Source organism: Pseudonocardia sp. ICBG1142, assembly GCF_020496255.1.
Taxonomy (GTDB): domain Bacteria; phylum Actinomycetota; class Actinomycetes; order Mycobacteriales; family Pseudonocardiaceae; genus Pseudonocardia.
On the sequence record NZ_JAHLJC010000032.1, the window covers coordinates 165,580 to 189,419 of the forward strand.

The 23,840-nt window shown below is 74.0% G+C and carries 22 protein-coding genes and 1 pseudogene; 4 read left to right on the forward strand and 19 right to left on the reverse strand.

The annotated features are described in order from the left end of the window. Positions 1-4 precede the first annotated feature (4 nt). From KPL59_RS31085 to KPL59_RS31135, 11 genes are all read right to left on the reverse strand, one after another. Entirely contained in the window at positions 5-673 is a 669-nt protein-coding gene (locus KPL59_RS31085) for a hypothetical protein (protein ID WP_226362954.1), read from the reverse strand. Then, the gene (locus KPL59_RS31090) at positions 670-1,551 is read right to left on the reverse strand and encodes a PD-(D/E)XK nuclease family protein (protein ID WP_226362955.1); all 882 of its coding nucleotides are present in this window, start codon (positions 1,549-1,551) and stop codon (positions 670-672) included. Before KPL59_RS31090 ends, KPL59_RS31085 begins: the two co-directional genes overlap by 4 nt. A gap of 76 nt (positions 1,552-1,627) precedes the next feature. Continuing rightward, on the reverse strand, positions 1,628-2,497 hold the full coding sequence (locus tag KPL59_RS31095; protein ID WP_226350700.1) for a PHP domain-containing protein: 870 nt from the start codon (positions 2,495-2,497) through the stop codon (positions 1,628-1,630). A gap of 50 nt (positions 2,498-2,547) precedes the next feature. Beyond that, positions 2,548-3,162 carry a TetR/AcrR family transcriptional regulator gene (locus KPL59_RS31100; protein WP_226362956.1) on the reverse strand — a complete coding sequence of 205 codons (615 nt, stop codon included), beginning with the start codon at positions 3,160-3,162 and terminating at the stop codon, positions 2,548-2,550. After that, positions 3,159-5,141 carry a CocE/NonD family hydrolase gene (locus KPL59_RS31105; protein ID WP_226362957.1) on the reverse strand — a complete coding sequence of 661 codons (1,983 nt, stop codon included), beginning with the start codon at positions 5,139-5,141 and terminating at the stop codon, positions 3,159-3,161. The genes KPL59_RS31100 and KPL59_RS31105 overlap by 4 nt, the downstream gene beginning before the upstream one ends. Next, entirely contained in the window at positions 5,138-6,793 is a 1,656-nt protein-coding gene (locus KPL59_RS31110; RefSeq protein ID WP_226362958.1) for an ABC transporter ATP-binding protein, read from the reverse strand. Before KPL59_RS31110 ends, KPL59_RS31105 begins: the two co-directional genes overlap by 4 nt. Further along, on the reverse strand, positions 6,790-7,611 hold the full coding sequence (locus KPL59_RS31115; protein WP_020623557.1) for an ABC transporter permease: 822 nt from the start codon (positions 7,609-7,611) through the stop codon (positions 6,790-6,792). The genes KPL59_RS31110 and KPL59_RS31115 overlap by 4 nt, the downstream gene beginning before the upstream one ends. Then, the gene (locus KPL59_RS31120; protein ID WP_020623558.1) at positions 7,608-8,555 is read right to left on the reverse strand and encodes an ABC transporter permease; all 948 of its coding nucleotides are present in this window, start codon (positions 8,553-8,555) and stop codon (positions 7,608-7,610) included. The genes KPL59_RS31115 and KPL59_RS31120 overlap by 4 nt, the downstream gene beginning before the upstream one ends. Further along, the gene (locus KPL59_RS31125) at positions 8,552-10,111 is read right to left on the reverse strand and encodes an ABC transporter substrate-binding protein (protein WP_226362959.1); all 1,560 of its coding nucleotides are present in this window, start codon (positions 10,109-10,111) and stop codon (positions 8,552-8,554) included. The genes KPL59_RS31120 and KPL59_RS31125 overlap by 4 nt, the downstream gene beginning before the upstream one ends. 209 nt (positions 10,112-10,320) lie before the next feature. Beyond that, complete coding sequence (locus KPL59_RS31130) at positions 10,321-10,878, reverse strand: PH domain-containing protein (protein ID WP_020623560.1); 558 nt, start codon at positions 10,876-10,878, stop codon at positions 10,321-10,323. Positions 10,879-10,882: 4 nt separating this feature from the next. Continuing rightward, positions 10,883-11,035 (reverse strand): hypothetical protein, encoded by a 153-nt coding sequence (locus tag KPL59_RS31135; RefSeq protein WP_020623561.1) that lies wholly within the window; start codon positions 11,033-11,035, stop codon positions 10,883-10,885. A 109-nt stretch (positions 11,036-11,144) separates the two neighbouring features. On the opposite strand from KPL59_RS31135, the gene KPL59_RS31140 reads away from it, so the two are divergent. Next, on the forward strand, positions 11,145-11,549 hold the full coding sequence (locus tag KPL59_RS31140; RefSeq protein WP_226350709.1) for an NUDIX hydrolase: 405 nt from the start codon (positions 11,145-11,147) through the stop codon (positions 11,547-11,549). 109 nt (positions 11,550-11,658) lie between these two features. On the opposite strand, the gene KPL59_RS31145 is transcribed toward KPL59_RS31140, so the two are convergent. Then, positions 11,659-12,162, reverse strand: a complete 504-nt coding sequence (locus KPL59_RS31145; protein WP_020623563.1) for a MaoC family dehydratase — start codon at positions 12,160-12,162, stop codon at positions 11,659-11,661. A gap of 365 nt (positions 12,163-12,527) precedes the next feature. On the opposite strand from KPL59_RS31145, the gene corA reads away from it, so the two are divergent. Further along, a complete protein-coding gene (gene corA / locus KPL59_RS31150; protein WP_226363089.1) occupies positions 12,528-13,634 on the forward strand; it encodes a magnesium/cobalt transporter CorA in 1,107 nt (368 codons plus the stop codon). Positions 13,635-13,683: 49 nt separating this feature from the next. On the opposite strand, the gene KPL59_RS31155 is transcribed toward corA, so the two are convergent. The 7 genes from KPL59_RS31155 to KPL59_RS31185 form a co-directional block, all read right to left on the reverse strand. Next, positions 13,684-15,195, reverse strand: a complete 1,512-nt coding sequence (locus KPL59_RS31155) for a trans-aconitate 2-methyltransferase (RefSeq protein ID WP_226350711.1) — start codon at positions 15,193-15,195, stop codon at positions 13,684-13,686. Between the two features lie 151 nt (positions 15,196-15,346). Further along, positions 15,347-15,586, reverse strand: coding sequence for a YbdD/YjiX family protein (locus KPL59_RS31160; RefSeq protein WP_226362960.1), 240 nt, complete (start codon positions 15,584-15,586; stop codon positions 15,347-15,349). Further along, positions 15,544-17,790: a carbon starvation CstA family protein gene (locus KPL59_RS31165; protein ID WP_226362961.1), complete on the reverse strand. Its 2,247-nt coding sequence runs from the start codon at positions 17,788-17,790 to the stop codon at positions 15,544-15,546. The genes KPL59_RS31160 and KPL59_RS31165 overlap by 43 nt, the downstream gene beginning before the upstream one ends. A 143-nt stretch (positions 17,791-17,933) precedes the next feature. Beyond that, a complete protein-coding gene (locus KPL59_RS31170; RefSeq protein ID WP_020623571.1) occupies positions 17,934-18,455 on the reverse strand; it encodes a general stress protein in 522 nt (173 codons plus the stop codon). A gap of 167 nt (positions 18,456-18,622) precedes the next feature. Beyond that, complete coding sequence (locus tag KPL59_RS31175) at positions 18,623-19,816, reverse strand: acyl-CoA dehydrogenase family protein (RefSeq protein WP_060713174.1); 1,194 nt, start codon at positions 19,814-19,816, stop codon at positions 18,623-18,625. A gap of 45 nt (positions 19,817-19,861) precedes the next feature. Further along, positions 19,862-20,821, reverse strand: coding sequence for a CoA ester lyase (locus tag KPL59_RS31180; protein WP_060713175.1), 960 nt, complete (start codon positions 20,819-20,821; stop codon positions 19,862-19,864). Positions 20,822-20,986: 165 nt separating this feature from the next. Next, on the reverse strand, positions 20,987-21,913 hold the full coding sequence (locus tag KPL59_RS31185; protein ID WP_226362962.1) for a PhzF family phenazine biosynthesis protein: 927 nt from the start codon (positions 21,911-21,913) through the stop codon (positions 20,987-20,989). Positions 21,914-21,979: 66 nt separating this feature from the next. On the opposite strand from KPL59_RS31185, the pseudogene KPL59_RS31190 reads away from it, so the two are divergent. Further along, a pseudogene (locus KPL59_RS31190) lies at positions 21,980-23,308 on the forward strand (magnesium transporter MgtE N-terminal domain-containing protein). Next, on the forward strand, positions 23,301-23,840 hold the full coding sequence (locus KPL59_RS31195) for a DUF1003 domain-containing protein (protein WP_020624331.1): 540 nt from the start codon (positions 23,301-23,303) through the stop codon (positions 23,838-23,840). The pseudogene KPL59_RS31190 and the gene KPL59_RS31195 overlap by 8 nt, the downstream one beginning before the upstream one ends.

The following is a 23,840-nucleotide window of genomic DNA, read 5'->3' on the forward strand; positions in this document are numbered from 1 at the left end:
GCCGCTACAGGAACCAGCCGAGCCCGAGCACCAGCGACGCCGTCACGATCACCCCGAGCGCGGCGAGCAGGCCGGTGCGGTCGCGCCGCCGGTCCGCGACGACCTGGCCCACGACGGCGACGGCCGCCGCCCCCGCGTGCGCGACGATCGCACCGGTGCCAGGGCCGGGGACCCCGCTGCTCCCGGCCACCCACTCCACGACGACCAGCCCGAGCGCGAGCACCACGAGTCCGCCGGCGAGCACCCCGGCCAGGCCCCGCAGCAGCCGGGCGCCTGCCCCGTCGACATCGGGTCCGGGGGCACGGCGCCGTGCCCGACGTGCGTTCTCCTCGGCGCGGCGGCGGTCGGCCCGCCGGCCGGGCGCGCGGGCGGCGGGGTGCTCGTCGTCGCGGGGCGGCTCGGCGGGACCGGAGGACAGACCGCGGCGCGGCGCGCGGCGGGACACGGGCAGGGCCTCGGTGGGGCGTGGACCGGCCGGGGACCCGACGTCACCGCGCCTGCGGGGCGGGCCGGACGGCGGGACCGGCGGGCGGGGGCCGTAGCCGTCGGGGCCGGGGTGCGGGCGCCCGTGCGACGGCCCGGCCCGGTACGGGGCGGGCGCGCCCGGCGGGCGTGGCGGGATCGGGGGTCGGCCGTGCCGCGGGGGGCCGGGGAACTGCGGGTCGGCGGTCACGGGGCGAGCAGGTCCCACGGTCGCGGCTCCGGCACGGCGGCGCGGCCGGGGGCGCAGTGGCGGCGGACCGCGCAGGTCCCGCAGTGCGCACCGGTGCGGACCGGGAAGAGCGTGTCGGCGTCGCCGCCGTCGGCCAGCACGGTCGTCGCCCCGGCGGCGGCGTCGGCGGACCCTGCGGCCGCGGCGACGTGCCGGTCGAGGGAGGCCTCGTCGTGGGTGTGCACGGCGACGGTTCCGGTCGGCACGTGGTGCAGCTCGACGGTGCGGCAGGGGCGGCGGAACACCGAGGCGGTGGCGACGGCGTAGAGCGCGAGCTGGCGGGACGCGGCGGCGTCGGCCGCGGTCGGCACCCGGCGCCCGGTCTTGAAGTCGACGACGACGGCCTCGCCGTCGCGCTCGTCGATCCGGTCGACCCGGCCCTCGACCAGCAGCGGCCCGGCGGGGGCCCGTACCCACCTTTCGACCGCGAGCGGCTCGTCCCGCCCGACCGGGCCGTCGACGACGGCGGCCAGCCAGTCCCGGGCACGCTCGCGGTACCGGGCGGCCTGGGCGTCGTCGGCGAACCCCTCGCCGGTCCAGTGCCGGTCCACCAGTGCCGCGGCCTGCTCCGGGGTGCGCCGCTCGACGGGGAGGGCCGCCAGCGAGCGCAGCGCCAGGTGCACCACCGCACCGAGCGTGGTGTGGGCGAACCCGCCGCCCCGCGACGGGGCCGGGCGGTCGACGTGCAGCATCCGGTAGCGGCGCGGGCAGGCGTCCCAGGTGTCGAGCCGGGCCGGGGTGACCCGGTGCAGTGCGGTCGCACCGAAGCCGGGGTCGAGCAGGTCCAGGCCGAGCTGACCGTCCGGGGCCCCGGTGGCGGGAGCGGTGGTCCGGGCCATGCGCGCCACGGTACTCCCGGACGGTCACCGACCGTCGCTCACTCCCGGCGCCCCACCGTCACGCGGTGCGCCCGGATCAGCCGTGCAGCACGGGGACGCCGGTGGCCCGTTCGGTCAGGGCCGCGTAGACCTCCGGGTCGGTCGTCTCCTGCGCGAGCGGGGTCGTCTTGTTGGTGCCGTGGTAGTCGCTGGAGCCGGTCGCGAGCAGGCCGTGCTCGGCGACGATCCCGCGCAGCAGCTCGCGGTCGACCGGGGCGTGGTTCGGGTGGTCGACCTCGATCCCGCCCAGCCCCCAGCCGATCAGGTCGACGAGCACCGACGGCTCCACGACCACACCGCGCGTGCGGGCCAGCGGGTGCGCGAACACCGCGACCCCGCCGGCGGCGACGATCATCTCGACGGCCGTCTCGACCCGGGTGTCGGCACGCGGCACGTAGTAGGGGCTGTCGTTGTGCAGCAGCTCGGCGAAGGCCTCGTCGACCGACCCGACGACGCCGGCCGCGACGAGCGCGCGGGCCAGGTGCGGCCGGCCCGCGCTGCCGCCCTCGGGCAGGTGCGCGAACACGGTCTCGACGTCGACCGGGTACCCGTCGGCGGCCATCCGCCCGATCATCGTCTCCAGGCGCTGCACGCGCTCGGCCCGCAGCCGCTCCTGCTCCGCGACGATCGCGGCGTGCTCGGGGTCGAACAGGTAGCCCAGCAGGTGCACCGAGCAGCGCGGCTCGCCCGTACGGCCGGTCGGGCTCAGGCAGGAGAACTCCGCGCCGCGCACCAGCGAGAGCCCTGCCGGCAGTGCGGCGCCCGCCTCGGCCCACCCACCGGTGGTGTCGTGGTCGGTGATCGCGACGACGTCGAGCCCCGCGGCGCCGGCCGCCCGGACCAGCCCGGCCGGGGAGTCGGTGCCGTCGGACGCGGTGGAGTGGGCGTGCAGGTCGATGACGGACACGCCGCCGACACTAGCCCGGCACACCGCCGGCCCGCCCCGGGACGCGGTGCCTACTCCCCCGTCGGGCGGGGCGACCCGGTCCAGTCGGCCAGCGCGGTCCGGACGTGCGCGACGGCCCGCTCCGACGACATCGGGGGCACCCCGCGCAGCCGCTGCAGGGCCAGCCCGTCGACCAGCGCGACGAGCCGCGCCGCGGTGCCGTCGGGGTCCGCGCAGCGCAGCGAACCGTCTGCGACCCCGGCGACCACCAGGTCCCGCAGGACGGCGTGCCAGCCGGTGTAGCGCTCGTGCTGGGACCGTTCGTCGTCCCACACGCCGTCCTGCCAGCACTCCAGCCACAGCCGCCAGTGCGGCCGCGTCTCCTCGTCGAGCGACGCGGCGAGCAGCAGGTCCAGGCCGTCGCGCGGGGCCAACGTCGCGGCCCGTTCCCGCAGCGGGTCGTAGTAGGCGGCGAGCTGCGCGGCGAGTGCCGCGGCGAGGATCTCCCGGACGCCGGAGAAGTGGTAGGTCAGTGTCCCGACCGACACCCCGGCCGCGGCGGCGATGTCGCGGATCCCGGTGCCGCGCACCCCGCGCTCGGCGACCAGCGCCGGGACCGCCTCGAGCACCATCGCGCGCCGGACCTCGGTGGGCTGACGGCGCCGCGGCGCGGGCCGGGCGGTCATGCGCCCCGCCGCGGGATCCTGCGGTGCCAGTGCCGCTCGGCGACGACCTCGTCGCCGGACCGGGCGACCAACGAGCTCTCGGCGACGAAGTCGGTGGCGGTCGCCGTGAGCACCGAGCGGGTCTCGATGTCGGTCCGCCAGTCGCCGCGGCCGATCGCGATCGTCCAGGCCGACTCGGCGCGCGCCGAGAGCGGGTCGCCGTCGGTGATCCGGTAGGTCTCGCGGGTGTCCTCGGCGTAGGACAGCCCGTCGGGGAAGGTGCGCGAGCCGCCGTAGCGGGGGTCGACGCGCAGCTCCCAGGTACCGGCGCCGACGTCGTGGAGGACCTCGCGTTCGGGACGGTCCGGCGGCGGGGTGGTCGTCACCGGCAGCGGCGGCGCCTGCTCGGGCGGCCCGAACGTCGTCGCCGGGAGGTCGGTGCCGGAGCTCAGCGGCAGGGTCAGCAAGCTCTGTGCGGGCACGACCGTCAGGCGTACCGGGTCGGGGTGCGGCCACACCCACGGCCAGTACGCCTGCGAGACCGCGACCCGCAGCCGCCCGCCGGCGGGGACCGCGGAGCCGGTCGCCATCAGGGGTACCTCGACCGTCTCCGGGACACCGGGGGTCCACGGCACGGTGCGGTCGCGGCCGTGGCGGCGGGTCAGGTTCAGCACGCCCCGGGTGACCAGTGTGGACGCGCCGTCGTCGTCCACGGTGCACAGCCGCACGACGACGGCGGCCGCGGGCCGGTCGGCGTCCAGGCGCAGCCGCACCACCGGCCTGCCGAGGATCTCGATGCGCCCGGGCAGCGGGCCGAGGTCGAAGCAGACCGAGCGTCCGTCCTCGGCGCGCTGGTCGGGCGGCAGGTCGGTGGGGTTACCGAACGGAAAGTAGCGCCCGGCGTCGATCCCGGTGTGGTCCGGTGCGGCGACGACGACCGGCTCGGTCCCGCTGCCCAGCACCAGCTCACGGGTGGCCTCCCCGACGGCCGCCGTGCCGACCCACCGCCCCGGCCGCTCCGGGTAGGTGGTGGCGGGCCGGACCGGTTCCTGGATCCAGGCCCGCAGCGGCGGGTCGTCCTCGACCCCGGTGGGCTCGTCCTTGAGCCAGCGGTCCCACCATCGCAGTGTCTCCTGCAGGAACCCGATCGCGGGGCCGGGCGGGAGCTCGATGTCGGGGTAGCGGTGCGCCCACGGCCCGACGATCCCCTTCACGGGGGCATCCAGTGTGGACAGCAGGCGGAGCACGGTGTCGCGGTACGGGTCGTTCCAGCCGCCGACGGCGAGCACCGCGGCCCGGATCGCGGAGGGGTCCTCGCAGACCGAGCCGTGCCGCCAGTAGTCGTCGCGCTCGGGGTGGGCCAGCCAGTGGTGCAGGAACGGTTCGGCCGCCTCCAGGCGCTCGCGCCACATCGGCAGCCACCGCTCCCCGACGACGGCCGGGTCCGGCGGCCGGGCGGTGAACGCCAGCATGGTGCCCGACCACCCCGCCATGTCGATGCCGAGCACGGCGCCACCGGTGTAGTGCACGTCGTTGTCGTAGCGGTCGTCGGTGGAGCAGACGGTGACGACCGCCTGCAGCGCGTCGGGGGCGAGCGCGGCGACCTGCAGGGCGTTGAACCCGCCCCAGGAGATCCCGAACATCCCGACCCGGCCGGTGCACCAGGGCTGGGCGGCCAGCCACTCGACGACGTCGACGCCGTCGGCCAGCTCGGCCGGGGTGTACTCGTCGAGCAGCAGGCCCTCGGAGTCACCGGTCCCCCGGACGTCGACGCGCACCGAGGCGTAGCCGTGCCCGGCGTACCAGGGGTGGCGGGCGGCGTCGCGGGGCGCGGTCCAGTCGTCCTTGCGGTAGGGCAGGTACTCCAGCAGCGCGGGCACCGGGTCGGCGAGGGCGTCGACCGGGAGCTGGATGCGGGCGTGCAGCCGGGTGCCGTCGCGGGTGGGGATCCAGGCGTCGACGGTCTCGGTACGGCGGGGGAACGCATCGCGGTACCTCATGGTGCTGGGGTCTCCTCCGGACTGCCGAGATCGGTGTAGCGGGCGGCGGTGAGCAGCTCGCGGGTGTAGGGGTGCCGCGGGTCGGCGAAGACCTCGGCGGTCGGCCCGTGCTCGACGACCCGGCCGTGCCGCAGCACCAGCACCCGGTCGGCGAGGCCGCGCACCACGGCGAGGTCGTGGCTGATCAGCAGCACCGCGAGGTCGCGCTCGCGGCGCAGGTCGTCGAGCAGAGCCAGGACCGAGGCCTGCACCGACACGTCGAGCGCAGTGGTCACCTCGTCCGCGACGACGACGGCCGGGTCCCCGGCCAGCGCGCGGGCGATCCCGACCCGCTGGCGCTGCCCGCCCGAGAGCTGCGCCGGGAGCCGCCCGCCGAACGACGGATCGAGCCGCACGTCGGCGATCAGCTCCGCGACCCGGCGGGCGACCCCCGACCGCCCGGTCGCCGTGCCGAACAGCCGGACCGGGCGGGCCAGCGACGAGCCGACGGTGCGCCGCGGGTTCAGCGCGGTGTCGGCGCTCTGGAAGGCCATCTGCAGGGCCCGGCGGACCTCGACCGGTCGCCGTCCGGCGGGCCGGGACAGGTCACCGTCGGGGTCGCCGTCCGGGGTGCACAGCCGCAGCGTCCCCCCGGCCGGGACGACGAGGCCGGCGAGCGCCCGGGCCAGGGTGGACTTGCCGCTCCCCGACTCCCCGACGATCGCCAGTACCTCGCCGCGGCGCACGGTGAACGACACGTCCTCCACCGCGACGGTGCCGCCGTAGGCGATCCGGGCGCCGTCGACCTCCACCACGACCGGGCGGTCGCCCGCCGGTGCGTCGGCGGCCCGGTCGCGCACGGTGCGGATGCCGTTCTCACCGACCTCGGCGAGTCCGGTGTCGGTCAGTCGCGGCACCGAGGCGAGCAGCCGCCGGGTGTAGGCGGTGCGCGGGTCGCCGAACAGCTCCGGGGCCGGGCGCTGCTCGACGGGCTCGCCCTCGCGCAGGACCAGCACCTCGTCGGCCATCCGCCGCACGACGCCGAGGTCGTGGCTGACCAGCACGCTCGCGAGCCCGTCGGCCTCGGCGAGCTCGGCCAGCAGCCGCAGCACCTCCTCCTGCGTGAGCACGTCCAGCCCGGTGGTCGGCTCGTCGAGCACGAGCAGGTCCGGCCGGGCCGCGACGGCCATGGCGATCGAGACCCGCTGCTGCTGCCCGCCGGAGAGCTGGTGCGGGTACCGCGGCGCGAGCCCGGGGTCGAGCCGGACGCGGTCGAGCAGCTCCGCGGCCCGGGCGTCCCGGTCGCCGGTCCCCTCGGGCAGTGCCTCGGCGAGCTGGACGCCGATCCGCATCGACGGTGTCAGCACCGCCCCGGAGTTCTGCGCGACCATCGCGACGGTCCCGCGGCGCAGCGCGCGCACCCGTCGCGGGCCGGCGGCGAACACGTCCTCGCCGTGCAGCGCGACGGTGCCCGCGGTGATCCGCGACCCGCGGCGCAGGTGGCCGAGCAGCGCCGCGGCGACGGTCGACTTGCCGCTGCCCGACTCCCCGACCAGGCCGAGGGTGCACCCCGGCTCGACGGCGAAGGACACCCCGCGCACCACGGGCACGTCGGCCCGGCCTGCGCGGTAGGCGATCCCGAGACCGTCGACCTCGACGACCGGGGCGCTCATCGGCGGGCCCCCGCCGTCATCCGGTCGACGCCCCACCGGTTCGCCAGGCCGTCCGCGGCCAGGTTCAGCCCGATGACCAGCGTGGCCAGGGCCAGGATCGGGGCGAGCACGCTCCACGGCACGACGGTGACGGCCGTACGGTTCTCGGCCACCATGAGCCCCCAGTCCGGCGTCGGGGGCGCGGCCCCGAACCCGAGGAACGACAGCGAGCTGATCAGCAGGACCACCCAGGACGCGCGCAGCGCGAACTCGACGGCCACGACACCGACGACGTTCGGCAGGACCTCGCGGACCAGCACCGACCCGGTGCGTTCGCCGCGCATCCGGGCCGCGGCGACGAAGTCGAGCCGGACCACCGACATCGCGGCGGCGCGAACGACTCGGACCACCGCCGGGGCGTAGGTCACCGTCACCGCGAGCACGACGACCGCCGGGCCGGCGCCGAGGACCGACACGACCACGAGCAGCGCCAGCACCGGCGGGACGGCCAGCACCGCGTCCAGGACGCGCATGACGGCGTCGTCGAGCCACCCGCCGCGCAGGGCGACCAGGCAGCCGAGCAGGGTCCCGAGCCCGACCGCAGCGACGGTCGCGGCGACCGACACCGCGAGCGCGTACCGGCCGCCGTACAGGACCCGGGCCAGCACGTCGCGGCCGTAGGCGTCGGTGCCCGCCCAGTGCGCCCAGGACGGGTCCTGCAGCGCGGACACCGGGTCGCTCACGACCGGGGAGTACTGCGTCAGCAGCGGCGCGGCCAGCGCGAGCAGCAGGTGTAGCCCGACCAGTGCGGCCCCGACGAGCAGCGGCGCCCGGCTCACCGGGTGCTCCGCAGCCGCGGGTCCAGGGCCATCGCCGCGAGGTCGGCGGCCAGGTTGACCACGACGTAGACGACCGCGCCGAGCACCGCGACCGCCTGCAGGGTCGGGACGTCGCGGTTCTGCACCGCGCGCAGCATCAGCGTCCCGACGCCGGGGTAGTTGAACACCGCCTCGACCACGACGGCTCCTCCGATCAGCCAGGCCAGGTTCACGGCGATGACGTTGAGCGTCGGCAGCAGCGCCGAGGGCAGCACGTGGGCGAGGACGATCCGGCCGCGCCCGACGCCCTTGAGCGTCGCGGTCGTGACGAACTCCGAGCCCATCGTGTCGATCACCCCGGCCCTGGCCATCCGCACGATGTAGGCGGCCATGACCGTGGTGAGCGCGATCGCGGGCAGCCAGATCGCCCCGGCCAGGTCGGCGACGGGTGCGGTCGGCCCGTCCAGCACGACGGCGGGCGCGAGCGGGACCGTGATCGCGAACAGCAGGACCAGCACGGTCGCGACGACGAACTCCGGCACGCTCATCCCGACCAGGCAGACGGTGGAGATCACCAGGTCCGGGCCGCGGTCGCGGTACAGCCCCGCGACGACGCCGAGCCCCACCGCGAGCGGGATGCCGACGAGCACCGCGGGCCCGGCGACGAGCAGGGTGTTGCGCAGGTGCACCGCCAGGTCGGCCGTGACCGGGTCCCCGCTGACCAGCGACGTCCCGAGGTCGCCGGTGAGCGCGGCACCCAGCCAGCCGAGGTAGCGCTCCCAGGCGGGCCGGTCGAGGCCGAGCTGCTCGCGCAGCGCCGCGACCGCGTCGGGCGTCGCGTCGCGGCCGAGCAGCTGGGTGGCGAGGTCCCCGGGCAGCGCCTGGAGCGCGACGAAGACCAGCACCGAGGCCAGCAGCAGGGTCAGCACCGAGACGCCGAGCCGGCGCAGCACGTAGCCGGTCATGCGAACCCCAGCCCGCGGTAGTCGAACTCGAACCCGTGCTCGCGGTAGCCGCGGACGTCGCGGGACATGCCGACCAGGCGGTCGGCGAACATCGGGGTGAGCGCGGAGCCGTGGACGGCGACGTAGCGCTGGGCATCCTGGTAGAGCGTGCGACGGCGGGCCGCGTCGGTCTCGGCCCTGGCGGCGTCGAGCATCGCGTCGAACCGGGGGTCGGCCCAGGCGGACTCGTTGTAGGACGACCCGGACCGGAAGATCTGGTTGAGTAGCTGGTCGATCGGGCGGCCGGTGAACCAGTACGACACGCACAGCGGGCGGGTCATCCACACCTGGGTGTAGTACGAGTCGGCCGGTGCGGTGACCAGCCGGGCGCGGATCCCGGCGTCGGCGAGGGAGTCGGCGAACGCGACCGCGACCGGGGTGAACAGCGGGTCGTAGGCCGAGGTGTAGACGTCGAGCTCCAGGCCGTCGGCACCGGCGCGGCGCAGCAGCGACCGGGCCCGGTCGGGGTCGCGCGGGCGCAGCGTCGAGACCCAGTCCCGCTGTCCGGGCGGGACCGGGTTGTCCCCGCCGACGACGCCCGCGTCGCGCGCGGCGGTGTCCAGCACGGCCTGCGGGTCGTAGGCCAGCCGGACGGCGTCGCGGACCATGGGGTCGGTGAACGGCGCTGCCGTCGCGAGCATCGGGACCGTGTACCACTGGGCGTTGCGCGAACGCGCCACCGTCGTGCGCGGCGAGGACGCCACCACCCGGGCGGTCGCGGTGTCGAGGTTCGTCTGCATGAGCAGGTGCACCTGCCCGGCGAGCAGCGCGTTGGTGCGGGCCTGAGCGTCGGCGACGGAGGCGAACGCGATCTCGTCGAGCCGCGGGCGGCCTGCCCAGTGGTCGTCGTGGGCGGTGACACTGCCCCGCCCGGCCGGGGTGAACCCCCCGAGCGCGAACGGGCCGGTGCCGACCCCGATCTCCCCCGACGCCGGCAGCACCCCGCACTGGTAGCCCGACAGCAGCGACGGGAGCTCGGCCGCGGGCTTGGCCAGCGCGACCTGCAACGTGTACGGGTCCGGGGCCGACAGCCCCGCCGGCTCCAGGAGCCCGGCGAACACCCCGGCCATCGGCGACGACGTCGCGGGATCCAGGATGCGCCGCAGTGTGTGGACGGCGTCGGCGGCGGTGAGCTCGCGACCGTGGTGGAAGGTGACGCCGCGGCGCAGCCGGAACCGCCAGGTCCGCGCGTCCGGGCTCGACTCCCAGGACTCGGCGAGCCCCGGGACGGCGGCGCCGGTGTCGTCGAGCACGACGAGGCGGTCGTAGAGCGCGCCGAGGTACTCGTAGGCCGACAGCGCGCTCGCGGGGTCCAGTGTCTCGGCCCCGGACGCGGGCGGCCGGGCGACGACCATGCGCCCGCCGCGACGGGCCGGTCCGGCCGGTCCCGCCTCCGGGATCGCCGTCGACGCGGGTGCGCCGCCGCAGCCGGTGAGCCCGGCGGCGCCGAGCCCGGCCAGGCCCAGCCCTGCCAGGCCGCCACGCAGGGCGGCCCGGCGGGTCACTGTCACCGGCACGCACACACCTCTTCTCGTTCACCGAACGATTGATTCGTTCGGTGAACGATAAGCCGCCGCCGGCATACGTCAAGGGCCCCGTGCTCCGGGCCGCGCTCCGGAGCACGGGCGCGCGCACGACGACGCGGGGCCGCGCACGGTGCGCGACCCCGCGTCGGGACGGCTGTCCGGCGGCGCCGGTGCGGCGCCCCGGAGGGGTGGCGGCGGGGTCAGCGCCGCCAGCGTGGTTTGGCGAGCATGCCCGTCGCGCGGGTCTTGCCCTTCTCCCCGAAGACCAGCTCGGAGAGCGCCTCGTAGATCTCCTCGGGCCGCGGCATGTAGTCGATGCGGTTGAGCGCCTGGATCTGCCCCGCGGACTCGACGACCATGGTCCCGTAGCCGAGCATGCGCCCGGACAGCGAACGCTGGAACGTGAGGTCGGTGACCTTGCCCAGGGGCATCATGCCGACGTTGTGCACGATGATCCCCTGGGCGATCATCACCCGCTTGTCGGTGATCACGATCCGCTCGATCCACCAGAGGATCGACAGCGCCGTGTAGCGCAGGACCGCGACGACGACCAGGTAGAACGCCAGGTTGTCGACGACGACGTCCAGGACCGGGTCGGTCCCGGGGCGGTCGAGCAGCTGCTCGATCCCGACGACCACGATGATGAACAGCGCGGTCTGCCAGATGTGCTTGACCATCACCGCCCAGTGCTGGCGCACACGGATGACGCGCCGCTCCGTGGGGAGCAGGTACTCGTCGATCTCCCGGGGCGCGAGCACGGGCTCAGATCAGGTTGGTGACGAACACCGAGACGGACTGCGCGGCGTCGTAGAGGATGTTGCCGACGTTGGTGACCGAACCGGCTGCACCATTGGGATTGGTGATCACCAGGAAGATCCCCAGCGCCACCGCAACCAGGATCAGGATCTTCTTCACGTTCCCTGCCCACCCGTTTCTCGGTGTGTCGGACACACAGACATGTCATTGGTACCGGAGGGCCGGCTGGCCCCGGTACCGGCACCCGAGCAGCGTACCGTCGTTTCGGATGACCGACAGTAGCCGACACGTCGCCTGCGTGGGTGGAATCGTGTTCGACCCGGACGGACGATTGCTGCTCGTCCGCCGGGCCAACGAGCCTGGTCGGGGGCTGTGGTCGGTCCCCGGTGGGCGGGTCGAGGCCGGCGAGAGCGAGCACGACGCGGTGGTCCGCGAGCTCGCCGAGGAGACCGGTCTGACGGTGGTCCCCGGCCGGCTCGCCGGGGTGGTGTTCCGAGGCCCGTACCGGATCGCCGACTACGTCTGCGCCCTCGCGGCGGACGCGGGTGCGCCGCGGGCCGGCGACGACGCCACCGACGCCCGGTTCGTCGACCGGGCGGGCTACGCGGCGCTGTCCGTCGTCGAGGGCCTCACCGAGACGCTCGACGGCTGGGACTGTCTGCCCCGGACCTGACCACCACAGCGGGTGCCCGACCGCCCCGGCGGTATGCGTGTGGGTGACACACGACGGCCCCCGCTCCGGTGGGAGTCGGGGGCCGGTGCGCCGGGGTGCGGCCGCCGGGTCAGACCTGCGGCGTGGGACGGCCGGGCTGCTCGCCGCCGCGGCTGTCGCCGTAGGACCGCTTCGGCACCATCACCTTGCGGCGGAAGGTGCAGACGACGGTGCCGTCCTGCTTGTAGCCGCGGGTCTCGACGTACACCACGCCGCGGTCGTCCTTGGACTTCGACGGGGTCTTGTCGAGGACCTCGGTCTCGCCGTAGATCGTGTCGCCGTGGAAGGTCGGCTTCGTGTGCTTGAGCGACTCGACCTCGAGGTTCGCGATCGCCTTGCCCGACACGTCCGGCACCGACATGCCCAGCAGCAGCGAGTAGATGTAGTTGCCGACCACGACGTTCTTGCCGAAGTCGGTCGTCTCCTCCGCGTAGTGCGCATCCATGTGCAGCGGGTGGTGGTTCATGGTGAGGAGGCAGAACAAGTGGTCGTCGTACTCGGTGACCGTCTTGCCGGGCCAGTGCTTGTAGACGGCACCGACCTCGAACTCCTCGTAGTAGCGCCCGAACTGCACCGTTCACGCTCCCATCACGCCGTCGATTCGTTGCGGGAGTAATCTATCCGGTGGCCCGCGCGAGGAAGGGCGGTCCGGCTCACACGTGCGCGGTCGGGGATGTCACATCACGGTGACGTCGGCCGGCGTACGGACGAGACACAGGACGGTCCGCCGAACAGCAGGGAGGTGAGTGCGGTGTCCGCGTCCCAGACACCGGCGAGCAGTAGGTGCCGCCTCCCGCTGCGCACGGCCCCGAGGTACGTCCGGGGCTGATCCCGGCGGGAGGCGAGTTCCGGCCCGGCGGCCGCCCTGCGCGGTCGCACCGTCATCCGGTGCCGCTCGTCCCCCGAGCCGCACCGGCACGCCCGGAGGTGGTCCTCGTGATGCCCTCGCTCTCCCAGCTGCGCCCCACCATCCGCCCGTCCCGGCGCGCCGAGCGCGCGGCGGCGCGGGCCGCCGCGAGCCCGCCCGGCCGGCTGCGTGTCCCCCTGTCCGCCTACGTCGTCGACTGCGGCGTCTACCTCGACGGCCACCGGCTCCCCGGCCGCTGGACCCACGACGAGGCCATCGCCGAGGTGCGCGAGCGCGGCGAGGGCTTCGTCTGGATCGGGCTGCACGAGCCCGACGAGGAGCAGATCTCCGGCATCGCCGAGACCTACGGGCTGCACGAGCTCGCCGTCGAGGACGCGGTGCACGCGCACAACCGCCCCAAGCTCGAGCGCTACGACGACACACTGTTCATGGTGCTCAAGACCGTCCGCTACGTCGGGCACGCCGACCCGACGACGTCGAACGAGATCGTCGAGACCGGCGAGGTCATGGCGTTCCTCGGGCGCGACTTCGTCGTGACCGTCCGGCACGGCCGCCACACCGGCCTGCGCGAGGTGCGACGACGCCTGGAGGACGACCCCGAGCAGCTGTCCCTCGGCCCGGCCGCGGTGCTGCACGCGATCGCCGACCACGTCGTGGACTCCTACATCGAGGTCTGCCGGCAGATCGAGGACGACATCGACGCCGTCGAGGCCGAGGTGTTCTCCCCCCGCTCGACGATGAACCCCGAGCAGATCTACGTCATGAAGCGCGAGATCCTCGACCTGCGCCGCGCCGTGATGCCGCTGGTCGGGCCGATGCGCAAGCTCGCCGAGGGCTACAGTGCCCTGGTCCCGCACGACGTGCGGTCCTACTTCCGCGACGTCGACGACCACCTCGGTGGCGTCGCCGAGCAGGTGGCGGGCTTCAACGAGCTGCTGACCACCCTGGTCGACGCGGTCCTCGCGAAGATCAGCATGCGACAGAACAACGACATGCGGAAGATCACCGCCTACGCGGGCCTGATCTCGGTGCCGACGATGATCGCCGGTGTCTACGGCATGAACTTCGACTCGATGCCCGAGCTGCACTGGGACTTCGGCTACCCGATGGTCCTGCTCGTCATCGCGACGCTGTGCGGGCTGCTGTACCGCAACTTCCGCCGCAACGGCTGGCTGTAGACCGGGCCGGCCGTGGGCCGGGCCGGCCCTGGACCGGGGAGCCCGCCGGTCAGACCCGGCGGGTACCCGTCGGCGGGGTCGGCGGCTCGTCGTCCTCGGCGGGCGGGGGCGCCTCGCCGGGGCGCGGCCGCGGGGGGCCGGGGCGGCGGAGTCCGACCGGGCGGCGCGGACGAGGACCGGGTGCGGGGCGCCGGGGGCCCGTGGCGCCGGGGTCGGGCTCTCCAGGGCCGGATCCCGCGGCAGCGGGGTCTGATCCGGCCGCGCCAGGGTCCGCGGAGTCGAATCCTGCGGAGTCGGGCCCTGCGGAGTCGGGCCCTGCGGCAGCGGGGCCGGGTCCCGCATCGCCGGGGCCGGGTCCTGCGACGGGGCCGGGGCCGGGTCGCGCGCCGGGGCCGGAGGAGTCGGGCCGGGAGCCCGGCAGGCCGTACCGCAGCGCCCGGGCGACGCCGTGCCCACGCGGACGGGTGTCCGGGTCCTCGTCGGGGGTGGGGTCGTCGGGGGCGCCCGACCCACCCCGGTCGTGGTCGTCCGGCCCGTCGCCGGTGTCGTCCCGGTCGGCGTCGCCGGTGCGCCCCGCGGGGCCGGCGGGCGCACCAGGAGGAGACACGGGGACCACGGCGGCGTCCCCCTCGCCCAGCTCGACGTCGTCGCCGTCGAGCACCTGGTCCGGGAGCGTCTCGGCGTAGCCGGGGTCCTCGGGGCCGCCCTCGTCGACGGGCCCGGTCGTGTCCCGGTGGGCGGGGACGGGCTCGTCCCGCCGCGGCCGCCACCCGGCCGCGGCGATGGCCGAACCGCGGGCGCGGCGTTCCTGCCGCTCCCCCACCACGTCGGGCTCGTCGGGACGCCGCCCCAGGAACGTGTGCACGAGGTGCTGCTGGACCCCGCCGACGGTCTGGACGCGCACGTCGTCGAACCCGGCGCGCTCCATCCGGTGCACCATCTGCTCGGGCCCACCGGCCGTCGCGATCCGCCGGGCCCGGTAGCGCGCGAGATCCGCCGCCCCCCAGCGCAGCGAGGCCATCGGGAGCATCCAGGCCCAGTTCGCCGCGGTCCACCGCATCCGGCTCCGGCCGCTGACGGCGTAGTCGTGCACCGCCAGCGGGGCGCCGGGGGCGAGCAGACTCAGCAGTCGGCGCAGGCCGTGTTCGGCGTCGGGCAGGTTGGACACCAGGAAGGACGCGAGGATCCCGTCGAACGGGCCCTCGACACCGGCCTCGGCGAGGGTCTCCAGCCGGGAGTGCACGAACGTCACCCGGGGCGACCAGTTCTTCCGCCGGGCGACGGCGAGCATCTCCGCGGACGCGTCGACCGCGACCACCTCGGCACCCCCGACGCTGGTCAACAGCGCCTCGGTGGACACCCCGGTACCGCAGCCGACGTCGAGCAGCCGCAGACCGTGGCCGTCGCCCAGCCCCATCCGCGACGCCGACACCCGCAGGTGGGTGCGGTAGCCGGGCAGGGTCGCGACGAAGGCGTCGTAGCCCGCGGCGCCTCGCCCGTAGGCACGGTGCACCGTGGCCGGGCGGATCTGGTCGCTCTCCTGCCACGCCTCGCCGCTCACGGGGCCTGATCCTGCCCGCACCGACCCGAGTCCGGAACCCGACGCGCCCTCCCCGGTGGAGTGTGACACCCACCCGGGAGGGCGCACTGGGCCGAACGTGGATGCCCGGCCACCCGTGCGGCGCAACGGGACCGGCCGGAACGGCGCCACCTCAGCAGCAGCGACCCTGTGGGTTGCTCTCCTGGTACGCGGTGCGGGCCCGCCAGTACTCCCGCTCGGTCATCGGCGGGTGGTCGTGCCCGCTGCGACGGTGGTGGTCGAGGTAGCGGTCGTACAGGTCCGCCCCGATCACCCCACGCCACCAGTCGTGCAGCGCCCGCAGCCGGGTGAGCGTCCTGGCCGCCACGGTCAGTGCCCCGACCGGGCCGGGGTCCCGACCGCCTCGGTCCACTCCTTCTCCAGCTCCTTCTCCGCCGGGGTCGCGATGATCCCGGCCGGGGCGTAGAGCCGCGAGGGCACCGGGTCGTCCTCGTTGTCCGGGCGGCCGCCCATCGCGATCGACCTCCAGGCGGCCAGGACCGCGGCGACGATCACGACGAGCGCGAGCGTCACGAACAGGATCGACAGCGTGCCCTGCACGAAGGTGTTGCGGACGACCGCCGCCATCGCCTGCGGGGTGCCCGCGGTGCCGAAGCTCGTCTGCCCGGACGCGATGGCCTCCCGGAACGCGAAGTGCTGCGCCCAGTACCCGATCTTGGGGTTAGCGGAGAAGATCTTGTACATCGACGCCGTGACCGTCACGACGGCGGCGAACGCCAGCGGCACGACGATGATCCACAGGTAGCGCACGTGTCCGCGCCGGGCCGCGATGGCCAGACAGACCGCGAGCGCGATCGCCGCCAGCAGCTGGTTCGCGATGCCGAACAGCGGGAAGAGCGTGTTGATCCCGCCGAGCGGGTCGGTCACCCCCATCACCAGGATCGCGCCCCAGCCACCGACCATCAGCGCGGTGCAGATCCAGGCGGCCGGCTTCCACGAGGTGTCGGCGAACCGCGGGACCACGGTGCCGATGGCGTCCTGCAGCATGAAGCGCGCCACCCGGGTGCCCGCGTCGACGGCCGTGAGGATGAACAGCGCCTCGAACATGATCGCGAAGTGGTACCAGAAGCTCATCATCGCCGGCCCGCCGATGAACTGCGCCATGATGTTCGCCAGGCCGACCGCGAGGGTCGGGGCGCCACCGGTGCGCGAGACGACGGACTCCTCGCCGACCAGGGCCGCGGTCGTCGCGAGCTGGTCGGGGGTGATGTTGACACCCATCAGCCCGAGCTGGTTCACGAACGCGGCAGCGCCCTCGACCGTCCCGAGCGTCAGCGACGCGGGCGAGTTCATCGCGAAGTAGAGCCCGCGGTCGATCGACAGCGCCGCGACCAGCGCCATGATCGCCACGAAGGACTCCATGAGCATGCCGCCGTAGCCGATCAGGCGGGTCTGGCGCTCCTTCTCGATCAGCTTCGGGCTGGTCCCCGAGGAGATCAGGGCGTGGAAGCCCGACAGCGCGCCGCAGGCGATCGTCACGAACAGGAACGGGAACAGCGACCCGGCGACGACCGGGCCGTCGTCGCGGCCGGCGAACTCGCTGAACGCGGGCGCGGCCAGCTCCGGGCGGACGACGATGATCGCCACGGCGAGCAGCACGATCGTGCCGATCTTCATGAACGTCGACAGGTAGTCGCGCGGCGCGAGCAGCAGCCAGACCGGGAGCACCGCGGCCACGAAGCCGTAGATGATCACGCCCCAGGCGATGGTGGTGCGGTCCAGGGTGAACAGTGCCTGGCCCCAGCCGGTCTCGGCGACCCAGCCGCCGGCGACGATCGCGCCGATCAGCAGCGCGAAGCCGATCCAGGAGACCTCGGAGACCTTCCCCGGTCGCAGGAAGCGCAGGTAGACGCCCATGAACAGGGCGATCGGGATGGTCAGCGCGACCGAGAAGACACCCCAGGGGCTCTCGCCGAGGGCGTTGACGACGACCAGGGTGAGCACCGCGATCAGGATGATCATGATGGCGAGGGTCGCGATCAGCGCGGCGATGCCGCCGACCCGGCCGAGCTCCTCGCGGGCCATCTGGCCCAGCGAGCGCCCGCCGCGGCGCATCGAGAAGAACAGCACCAGGTAGTCCTGGACCGCACCGGCGACGATGACCCCGACGATGATCCAGATCGTGCCGGGCAGGTACCCCATCTGCGCGGCCAGGACCGGGCCGACCAGCGGACCGGCACCGGCGATCGCGGCGAAGTGGTGGCCGTAGAGGACCCGCCGGTCGGTCGGCAGGAAGTCCTGTCCGTTCTCCTTGTACTCGGCCGGGGTGGCGCGCCGGTCGTCCGGGCGCAGCAGCTTGTTCTCGATGTAGCGGGAGTAGAACCGGTACGCGATCGCGTAGGTGCTCACCGCGGCGAACACGAACCAGATCGCGTTGACCGTCTCCCCGCGGACCAGCGCGAGCATCACCCACGCCAGACCGCCCAGCAGGGCGATCCCCACCCACACCGCGCTCTTCCACGGGGTCCACGCCCGCTGTTCGGCGAGGAGCACCTCGTCGTCCACCGCCGCCGGCGGGAGCTCGCGCTCCGCCGGTCCGCCTGACACCTGTGTCATCGCGCCCCTCCGATATGTCCGACGCGCGAACTATAGGAGGCGATGCGGCCTGTGGGAACAGATGTCCGACCGCCGACGCAGGACGGCCGCCGCCACCCGGTCGGGTGACGACGGCCGTGGGGTCGTGCGGACGCCGGAGCCGGTCAGAAACCCCCGCCGGGGCTGCCCATCGCCAGCTTGGCCAGCATCTCGCGGGCCCGCTCCGCGTTGCGCGGCTCGCACAGCACGTCGTAGCGGCCCGCCACCATCTGGCTGGCGGACTGGAAGTCCCGGCGACCCTTGCTCGCGCTGTAGCTGACCGCGGCGAAGGCCATGAAGAACACCGCGCCGGACACCAGGCCGACGAGGATGGGCAGGAAGTTGCCGTCCGGGGAGAACATGAACAGCAGGAGCCCGACGAACAGACCCAGCCAGGCACCCTGCGCCGCGCCGGAGGCGAGTACCCGGCCCCAGGTCAGGCGGGCGATGACCCGCTCGACGAGCATCAGGTCGACGCCGACGATCGTCACGTCGGCGACCGGGAAGTCGGAGTCGGCGAGGTGGTCGACGGCCCGCTGCGCCTCCTCGTAGGTGGCGTAGGAACCCACCGGCCACCCGGTCGGCGGAGTGGGCAGCTGCGGCAGGCCCGGAGCCGGACGAGTCTGGCCGCCGAAGGGATTGGTCATGGCGTGCTCCTCGTGGAAGATGTCCTGTCTCGTCGTCGGTGCAACGTTCGACCGGACCGCGACGTGCCCCGAAGACTAGTCGCGGAGCCGCAGGTCACACCCCACCGACCGGACGACACGGCCCCGCACCCCCGGGACGGGGTACGGGGCCGTGGACGCGGGTGCGGTCAGCGCAGCTTGTAGTCGCGCAGCAGCCCCCGGGAGATGATCGTCTTCTGGATCTCCGAGGTGCCCTCGCCGATGAGCAGGAACGGCGCCTCGCGCATGAGGCGCTCGATCTCGTACTCCTTGGAGTAGCCGTAGCCGCCGTGGATGCGGAACGCCTCCTCGGTGACCTCCTTGCAGTACTCCGAGGCGAGCATCTTGGCCATGCCGGCCTCGACGTCGTTGCGCTCGCCGCGGTCCTTCAGACGTGCGGCGTTGACCATCATCAAGTGCGCGGCCTCGACCTTGGTCGCCATCTCGGCGATCTTGAACGCGATGGCCTGGTGCTGGACGATCGGCTTGCCGAAGGTGGAGCGCTGCTGGGCGTACTCGACACCGAGCTCGAAGGCCCGGATCGCGATGCCGCAGGCGCGAGCGGCGACGTTCACCCGGCCGACCTCGACGCCGTCCATCATGTGCGCGAAGCCCTTGCCGCGCTCCCCGCCGAGGATCTGGTCACCGGAGATCCGGTGGCCCTTGAACACCAGCTCGGTGGTGTCGACCCCCTTGTAGCCCATCTTGTCGATCTTGCCGGGGACGACCAGGCCGGGGGCGACCTCGCCGTAGCCGGTGGGCTTCTCGACGAGGAAGGTGGTGAGGTTCTGGTGCGGGCGCTCGGCGCCCTCGTCGGTCCTCACCAGCACCGCGGTCAGGTTCGACGTGCCACCGTTGGTCAGCCACATCTTGGCGCCGTCGATGACGTACTCGTCGCCGTCCTGCACGGCCTTGGTCTTGATCGCCGCCACGTCGGAGCCCAGGTCCGGCTCGGACATGGAGAACGAGCCGCGGGTCTCCCCCGTGGCCATCTTCGGCAGGTACTTCTCCTTCTGCGCCTGCGTGCCGTGCTGGCGGAGCATGTACGCAACGATGAAGTGGGTGTTGATCACGCCGGAGACGCTCATCCAGCCGCGGGCGATCTCCTCGACCACCAGGGCGTAGGTGAGCAGCGACTCGCCGAGACCGCCGTACTCCTCCGGGATCATGAGGCCGAACAGCCCCATCTCCTTCATCCCGTCGACGATGTCCTGCGGGTAGGTGTCCGCGTGCTCCAGGGCGGTCGCGTGCGGGATGATCTCCTTGTCCACGAAGGAGCGGACGGTGGACAGGATCTCGGTCTGGATGTCGGTCAGACCGGCGGTCTGGGCGAGCCGGGCCATGCTGGTTACTCCTCGGTGAGCGTCGTCGGTCGGCGGGGCCGGGCCTCAGGACTCCGGCGGGGTCCACTTGTCGGTGCGGGTCATGCCCGCCGCGCGCCCCTTGCCCGAGATGACCAGTGCCATCTTGCGGCTGGCCTCGTCGATCATCTCGTCGCCGATCATCGCCGCGCCGCGCTTGCCGCCGGCCTCGGAGGTGAAGTACTCGTAGGCGTCGAGGATGTTCTCGGCGTGGTCGTAGTCGCTCTGCGCCGGGGAGAAGGTCTCGTTGGCGGCGTCGATCTGGCCGGGGTGCAGCACCCACTTGCCGTCGAAGCCCAGCGCGGCCGAGCGGCCGGCGACCCGGCGGAATCCGTCCACGTCCTTGATCTGCAGGTACGGCCCGTCGATGGCCTGCTTGTCGTGCGCGCGGGCCGCCATCAGGATCGACATGAGGATGTGGTGGTAGGCGTCGCCCACGTCGTAACCGGGGGGCTGCTCGCCGACGACCAGGGACTTCATGTTGATCGAGGCCATGAAGTCGGCCGGGCCGAAGATGATCGTCTCGACGCGCGGGGACGCGGTGGCGATCGCATTGACGTTCGTCAGGCCCAGCGCGTTCTCGATCTGCGCCTCGATGCCGATCTTCCCGACCTCGAGACCGTTCGTCTTCTCGATCTGGGTGAGCAGCAGGTCCAGCGCGACGACCTGCTGGGGGGTCTGCACCTTCGGCAGCATGATCGCGTCGAGGTTCGCGCCGGCGCCCTCGACGACCTCGATCACGTCGCGGTAGGTCCACTCGGTGGTCCAGTCGTTGACCCGGACGACGCGGATCTTCTCGCCCCAGCCGCCCTCGTTGAGGGCCTCCACGATCGTCTTCCGCGCACCGGGCTTGGCCAGCGGGGCACAGGCGTCCTCCAGGTCGAGGAAGACCTGGTCGGAGTTCAGCGTGCGCGCCTTGTCGATGAACTTCTGGCTCGATCCGGGCACGGCCAGGCAGGACCGGCGGGCGCGGAGGGTGGTGCTCACAGGCGGGCTCCTCGTCGAGTTCGTCCTCGCCCGCGTCGCGGCGACGACGTCGTCACGACCCGGGCGCTCGGGCTGGGGACTGATGCTGGCACGACGACGGCCGCGGCGCCCCGTGCAGGTGATTGGTTTCTCACCCGCCGGTGGTCAGATGGGGTTACCCGTCGGTCACCCCTGTTCGGGAGGTGGGGTCAGGGAGCCCCTGGCCACCGCGACGACGGTCCCGCCGACCCAGCTGCCGACGGCCCGTCCGCCCTCGGTGCGGACGCCGGCGTAGAGCGTGGACGGACGGCCCATCTCCACACCCTGCGTCACGACGAAGGAGTGCTCGCCGTCGTCGGTGACCAGACCGCGGTCGGCGAGGAAGATCCCGAGCGCGACGGCGGCCGAACCCGTCGCCGGGTCCTCGGGCACCCCGATACCGATGCCGAACATGCGGGCGTGGACCCGCTCGGCGGTGGCGTCGACGGCGGCGACGAGCACCCCGGTCGCGCCGCTGCCGGCGACCGCGGCGGCCAGCGCCGCGGGGTCGGGCACCGCGCGGGCGACCGCACCGGCGACGACGAGCAGGATCGCGAAGTCGGTCCCGGCACCGGCCACCCCCGGCACGGCGGCGCCGTCGACGTCGTCGGGGCCGAGGCCGAGCGCGGCGGCGAGGCGGACGGCGTCCAGCTCGGCACCGACCGACGGCGTGCCGCCCCACACCCGGGCGCCGGTCCCGTCGACCCGCACCGGCAGCAGACCGGCGCCGCACTCCTGCACGCGGTCGCCCTCGCCGATGACGCCGTCGCGGGCCAGCACCCAGGCGGTGCCGACACTGGGGTGCCCGGCGAAGGGGAGCTCGGCGAGCGGGGTGAAGATCCGCACCCGGTAGTCCGCGCCGCCCTCGGCGTCGCCGGTCGGGGCCAGCGGGAACGTCGTCTCCGACAGGTTGAACTCCCGCGCGATGGCCTGCATCCGGGCCGTGGACAGCGCCTCGGCGCCGTGGACGACGGCCAGCGGATTGCCGGCGTACGGACGGTCGGTGAACACGTCGACGATGTCGTAGCGGAGGGGTTCGGGGTCCCGGCCGGGATCGTGCTGCGGGTCGTTCACGGCGGGCGAGCCTAGTCACACGGCCGGGGCGGCCGCGGGACCGCCGGGGGTCCTAGTCTCGGCGCCATGGCCTCGGTACGGGTGTTCGTCGCGCGGATGGCCGGCCTGGCCGTCTACGGCCCGGACGGTGAGCGGATCGGCAAGGTCCGCGACGTCGTGGTGTCGCTGCGCGTGGACAGCCATCCGCCGCGGGTGCTGGGCCTGGTCGTGGACCTGTCCGCGCGCCGCAGCATCTTCGTGCCGATGCTGCGGGTCGCCGACATCGCCCCGACCGCGGTGACGCTGGCCAGCGGCTCGGTGAGCCTGCGCTCGTTCGACCAGCGCCCCAACGAGACCCGGGTGCTCGGCCAGCTGCTGAACTCCCCCGCGACGGTGCGCGAGAACGGGGCCGAGGGCTCGGTGGTCGACGTCGCGATCGAACCGAGCCGGACCCGGGACTGGGTGATCACCAAGGTGGCGCTGCGGTTCCGGCGGACCCGGCTGGCGCGCAGGCCGCGGGTCGAGGTGTACGGCTGGGAGGCCGTGTCCGGGTTGGACGTCGCCGCCGCGCAGGGTGCGGACCGGCTGCTCGCGGTGTTCGACTCGATGCGCCCGGCCGACGTCGCCGCGGCGCTGTCGCGGCTGCCCGACGACCGGCAGCGGCACGTCGTCGACGCCCTGGACGACGAGCGGCTCGCCGACGTGTTCGAGGAGCTGTCCGAGTCCGACCAGCGCGAGCTGCTCGGCTACCTCGACGACGACCGCGCCGCCGACGTCCTGGAGGCGATGAGCCCGGACGACGCGGCGGACCTGCTCGGCGAGCTCGACGACGACGAGGCCGGGCGGCTGCTGGAGCTCATGGAGCCCGACGAGTCCGAACCCGTGCGCCGCCTGATGCGCTACGAGTGAGACACCGCGGGCGGCCTGATGACCCCGGAGCCGATCACCCTGGCGCCGGACGTGACCGTCGCGGAGGCGCTCGCCCGGGTGCGCAACCCGGAGGTGCCGCCGGCCCTGGCGTCGATGGTGTTCGTCGTCCGCCCGCCGACGGCGACCCCGACCGGGCGCTACCTGGGCTGCGTGCACGCCCAGCAGCTGCTGCGGGCGGCGCCGTTCGAGCTGGTCGCGGGCATGGTCGACGCCGACCTGCCGCAGCTGGGCCCCGAGGCGGGGCTCGGCGAGGTGACTCGCTATTTCGCCAGCTACAACCTGGTGGCGGGCCCGGTCGTCGACGCCGAGGACCACCTGCTGGGCGCGGTCACCGTCGACGACGTGCTGGACCACCTGCTGCCGCAGGGCTGGCGCGACCGCGACCTCGCCCCGGGCGAGGTGCACGGCGGCCCGCTGGCCGCTACCGCGAACGGCGGCAACGGCACAGTCGGCCGCTCGCGCGACGGGGAGGTGCACGGTGGCTGAGCCGGGGATCGGTCGGCGGCTGGACCAGCCGCGCGTCGGGCGCCGGCGGTTCGAGGTGGACCCGGACGGCTTCGCCCGGTTCTCCGAGCGGATTGCCCGGTTCCTCGGGACGGGCCGCTTCCTCGCCATCCAGACGGTGATCGTCACCGTGTGGATCGCGCTGAACGGGTTCGCCTGGGCGGGCCGGTGGGACCCGTACCCGTTCATCCTGCTCAACCTGGCGTTCTCCACCCAGGCCGCGTACGCCGCACCGCTGATCCTGCTGGCCCAGAACCGGCAGGACGACCGGGACCGGATCGCGCTGGACGAGGACCGCAGGCGTGCCGAGCGGACGAAGGCCGACACCGAGTTCCTCGCCCGGGAGCTGGCGGCGCTGCGCCTGGCCGTCGGGGAGACCGCGAGCCGGGACTACCTGCGCGGTGAGCTGGAGAAGCTGGGTGACCGGCTCGACGACGCCGTGGCCCGCAGCCGCGGCGAGGAGCCCCCGGTCGAGCCGGGTGCCCGGAAGAAGATGCGCAAGAAGGAACGCTGA